Here is a 4,042-nt window from a genome sequence, read left to right as displayed (position 1 = left end):
TTCAATATACAGAATTTAATTTTCAAAAGTGTTCAATTTGAAATTGCAATTTTCGAAAAAATAAAGGTGTTAAGGAAAAACACTTTACACCCATTTGTTTTGGTGGTATATTATTAATCGTTAAGTTTTAGGAGGAAATTAATTTATGTCAGTTAAAATTCGTATGCACCGTGCTGGTGCCAAGAGAAAGCCATTCTACAGAATCGTTGTTGCAGACTCACGTATGCCACGTGATGGTCGTTTCATCGAACAAGTTGGTTACTACAACCCAGTTTCACAACCAAAGGAATTGAAGCTTGATGAAGACAAGATCTTTGATTGGTTACAAAAGGGTGCACAACCTTCAGACACTGTTAGATCACTTCTTTCAGGTGCTGGCTTGATGGCTAAGTTGCACGATGCAAAATACAACAAGTAATTTTGCGATTATTTAAAAGCTTGATGCCAAGTGCTTCAAGCTTTTTTTATTACTTAAAAAGGAGCATGCATGGAATATTTTGACGTTGCACGAATTTTAACAACTCATGGATTGAATGGTGAAGTCAAAGTTAACGTGATTACGGACTTCCCAGAAGAGCGTTTTGCTGAAGGGATGCATTTATCACTTAGAAGCGATACTAAACGTGTATTGACTATTGAAAAAAGCCGTCCATTTAAACAATTTTGGTTAATTCAATTTAAAGAAATTACAGATATTGATCAAGCAGAAAAATTACGAGGCCAAATCCTGGTAGTAAGCGAAGAAGAGCGTGGCGAATTACCTGACGGTGTTTATTATTATAAAGACATCTTTGATTGCGATGTGATTGATGAAGAAACTGGTAAAAATATCGGTAAAATCGTTGATATCCAATCTCCAGGTGCAAATGATATTTGGCTTGTACGTGAAGATAGTGGCAAGGAATATTGGATTCCAAACATTGCCGATGTTGTTAAAAAAGTTGATGTAGCTGCCAAAAAAGTTTATGTAGAATTAATGGAGGGGTTACGAGATGAAGATTAATGTATTGACGCTTTTTCCCGACATGTTTACACCTTTGAAAGTATCGATGTTAGGACGTGGTTTAGAAGATGGTAAGTGGGATCTCAATTTAGTTAATTTCCGTGATTTCACAACAGATGTACATCACCACGTAGATGATACTCCTTATGGCGGCGGCGCTGGTATGGTACTCCAAATCATGCCAATTAAAAAAGCACTTAATTCTTTATCTTCTAGTGGTAAAGTTATTATTACCGCTCCACAAGGAAAAACTTTTAATGAACAAATGGCACAAGACTGGGCAAAAGAAGATGAATTAACTTTTATTTGTGGTCACTATGAAGGCTTTGATCAAAGAGTCTATGACTTAGCCGATGAAACCGTTTCAATTGGAGATTATGTGCTAACTGGTGGGGAATTACCAACTATGAGTATGATTGATGCTACTGTTCGACTTTTGCCTGGTATTTTAGGTAACGCTGCTAGTCCAGTAGAAGAAAGCTTTTCACATGGCTTATTAGAATATCCGCAATATACTCGCCCAGCTGATTTTGAAGGTCAAAAAGTGCCTGAAGTATTAACTAGTGGCAATCACCAAAAAATAGCTGAGTGGCGACACAAAGAAGCGCTTAAAGCAACTTATCTTCATCGTCCTGATATGTTAAAAGATCGTCAGTTGACTATTGAAGAAAATAAAATGCTAGAAGAAATCAAGTCAGAGCTTGATTAAGCTGGCTTGATTTGTTAAACTATTCATCGTGGCAAATGTCACTAATTAAAGTTATGGGTGTTCCGCTGACGCTGGTGCGTGGATGAATGCCGAAGAAGGAGAAAAATATATTATGGATCCATTAATTCAAGAATTGACTAAAGAACAAATTCGTGACGATATTCCTGCTTTCCGTGCAGGTGATACTGTTACTGTTCACGTACGTGTTGTTGAAGGTACTCACGAACGTATTCAGTTGTTCGAAGGTGTTGTAATTAAGAAGAAGGGTACTGGCATCGGTGCTACTTACACTGTTCGTAAGATTGCTTCAGGTGTTGGTGTTGAAAGAACCTTCCCAGTTAACGACCCACGTGTTGCTAAGGTTGAAGTTAAGCGTCATGGTCGTGTGCGTCGTGCTAAGCTTTACTACTTACGTGAACGTCACGGTAAGTCAGCAAGAATTGCTGAAGCACGTCGTTAATCATAACGTCGATATAGAAAAGCTAGTTCCAAACGGAACTAGCTTTTTTGTTTTGATAAATATTTTTAAAGTAATTTATATAAGTTATAATTATTTAATAATATATTCGTTGCTTGTGAATAATAATATCGTGGAACTCATGTGAAACTGCAAATTAAAATCACAAAGTCACTTTAATATACAGTAATAACATTGATAATATACTAAATATGGATTGTGAAGTAAATTTCACAAGCAGAGATATTGAGTGTGGAATTAAAGCGAAAGCCGCCATTTATCCACAATGGCGGCTTTTAATTGATATTAAATTGATTACATTATACTATATTTAATTTAGATGTAAAATAATTTTGACTAATATTATAATTAATATATCAGAAATAGAAACAGGTGAGATGATTGAATTATCCTAAAGAATTACTGGCAGAAGTAAAAGAGAGATCAAAGGGCATGCGTTTAGAAGGAATTAATTCAGGAAGTGGCCCAATACATCCCTTGCTAATGATCGTAGGCGAAGCGCCAGGACGCAATGAAATCGTTAATAATATTCCATTTAGTGGTGACGCCGGAAAGGAACTGGATAAATCACTAAAGCAAATTGGTTTATCACGAGATCAAGTTTATATTACTAGTGCTGTTCGTAGCCGCCCTTTTAGTGTGAAAAAAGTTTTTAGTAAACGAGAAAATAAAGAAGTAATTAAAAGACCAAATCGTAAACCTACTAAGAAAGAAGTGTTAGCACATGCTCCTTTTTTAGACTATGAAATGCATTACGCAGATCCACAAGTCATTGTTGCTTTAGGTAACACCGGATTAGAGCGACTGCTTGGCCCAGGTCATAAGATTTCTGCTGAACATGGTAAGGTTATTGAGAATACACCAATTCTTGAACTTAATGAAGCTAAAGATGGATATGTTTGGTCGAAAAAGAAATATACGGTTATTCCAGAATATCATCCTGCGGCTGTATTTTATAATCGTAAATTAAGTGATGATATTGTAAAAGATTGGGAAGCAATAAAACCTTACATCGATAAAGAAAGAGAAAATAATGAGTAACGAAACTTTTTTAATCCCTATTAGACAAAATAATGATTTATCCGATATTGCTCTTAATGAGTTGCGAATGGATTTGGATGAGCATCCCTTGCACCAAAGAGCTTATGCAGAGCTAGCCTATCTACCGGGTAACAACCGTAAATATAGTCTTAACAGTGTGAAAACAATTGATAGCCCATTAAGAAATAAAAAGATCTTATTTTTAGGTTCTTCTGTCACATTTGGTTTTGGTGCATTAGGGGAATCTTTTGTAGACTACTTATGGAAAAAAGATGGCATTGCTGCTATTAAAGATGCAGAAAATGGCACTACTTTGGTAGATCAAGATACCAGTTATCATGGTGATTCTTATGTTGCTCGTTTTAAGGAAAATCTTAAAACACCAATTGATATGCTGGTTTTGCAACTTTCTACTAATGATGCGCGTACAAACCAGAAGTTGGGAGAAATTAGTCAAAATGACCATTTTGATGTAAAAACAATTATCGGTGCGATGGAATATATTATTAGTCAAGCTCTGACTACATGGCATTGCCCAATTTTGATCTATACAAATCCTTATTTTGAAAGTGATTTGTATAATCAGATGGTAAAAGTAATACATCAATTAGCTAAAAAATGGAATATTAAAGTTCTGGATTTATATAATGATCCGAATTTTAAAGACCAACCTGCTCTTTATATGGCAGACGAAATTCATCCGACCCGTGCAGGTTATTTAGAAAAATGGCTGCCAGTTTTTGAAAATAAATTAACCGCCGATTGTAAAATCAAGTTGAACACTTTATAAAAATAAAAGTCCATCTGGACC

The 4,042-nt window shown here is 35.4% G+C and carries 6 protein-coding genes; all 6 read left to right on the top strand.

The features are described from left to right. Positions 1 to 145 precede the first annotated feature (145 nt). Positions 146 to 418, top strand: coding sequence for a 30S ribosomal protein S16 (gene rpsP, locus CP355_RS09475; protein ID WP_025006364.1), 273 nt, complete (start codon positions 146 to 148; stop codon positions 416 to 418). A 69-nt stretch (positions 419 to 487) separates the two neighbouring features. Then, positions 488 to 1,003, top strand: a complete 516-nt coding sequence (gene rimM, locus CP355_RS09470) for a ribosome maturation factor RimM (protein WP_098044413.1) — start codon at positions 488 to 490, stop codon at positions 1,001 to 1,003. Then, positions 993 to 1,712, top strand: coding sequence for a tRNA (guanosine(37)-N1)-methyltransferase TrmD (trmD, locus tag CP355_RS09465; RefSeq protein ID WP_098044412.1), 720 nt, complete (start codon positions 993 to 995; stop codon positions 1,710 to 1,712). Before rimM ends, trmD begins: the two co-directional genes overlap by 11 nt. A 112-nt stretch (positions 1,713 to 1,824) precedes the next feature. Next, entirely contained in the window at positions 1,825 to 2,172 is a 348-nt protein-coding gene (gene rplS / locus CP355_RS09460; RefSeq protein ID WP_003629071.1) for a 50S ribosomal protein L19, read from the top strand. A 399-nt stretch (positions 2,173 to 2,571) separates the two neighbouring features. Beyond that, positions 2,572 to 3,231 (top strand): uracil-DNA glycosylase, encoded by a 660-nt coding sequence (locus tag CP355_RS09455; RefSeq protein ID WP_098044411.1) that lies wholly within the window; start codon positions 2,572 to 2,574, stop codon positions 3,229 to 3,231. Further along, entirely contained in the window at positions 3,224 to 4,021 is a 798-nt protein-coding gene (locus CP355_RS09450; protein ID WP_098044410.1) for an SGNH/GDSL hydrolase family protein, read from the top strand. Before CP355_RS09455 ends, CP355_RS09450 begins: the two co-directional genes overlap by 8 nt. The last annotated feature ends 21 nt before the right edge of the window (positions 4,022 to 4,042 follow it).

Source organism: Lactobacillus sp. UMNPBX4 (genome assembly GCF_002554115.1).
Taxonomy (GTDB): domain Bacteria; phylum Bacillota; class Bacilli; order Lactobacillales; family Lactobacillaceae; genus Lactobacillus; species Lactobacillus gallinarum.
Note: the sequence above shows the minus strand (reverse complement) of the source record. Positions and strands in the feature narration are given on the sequence as shown.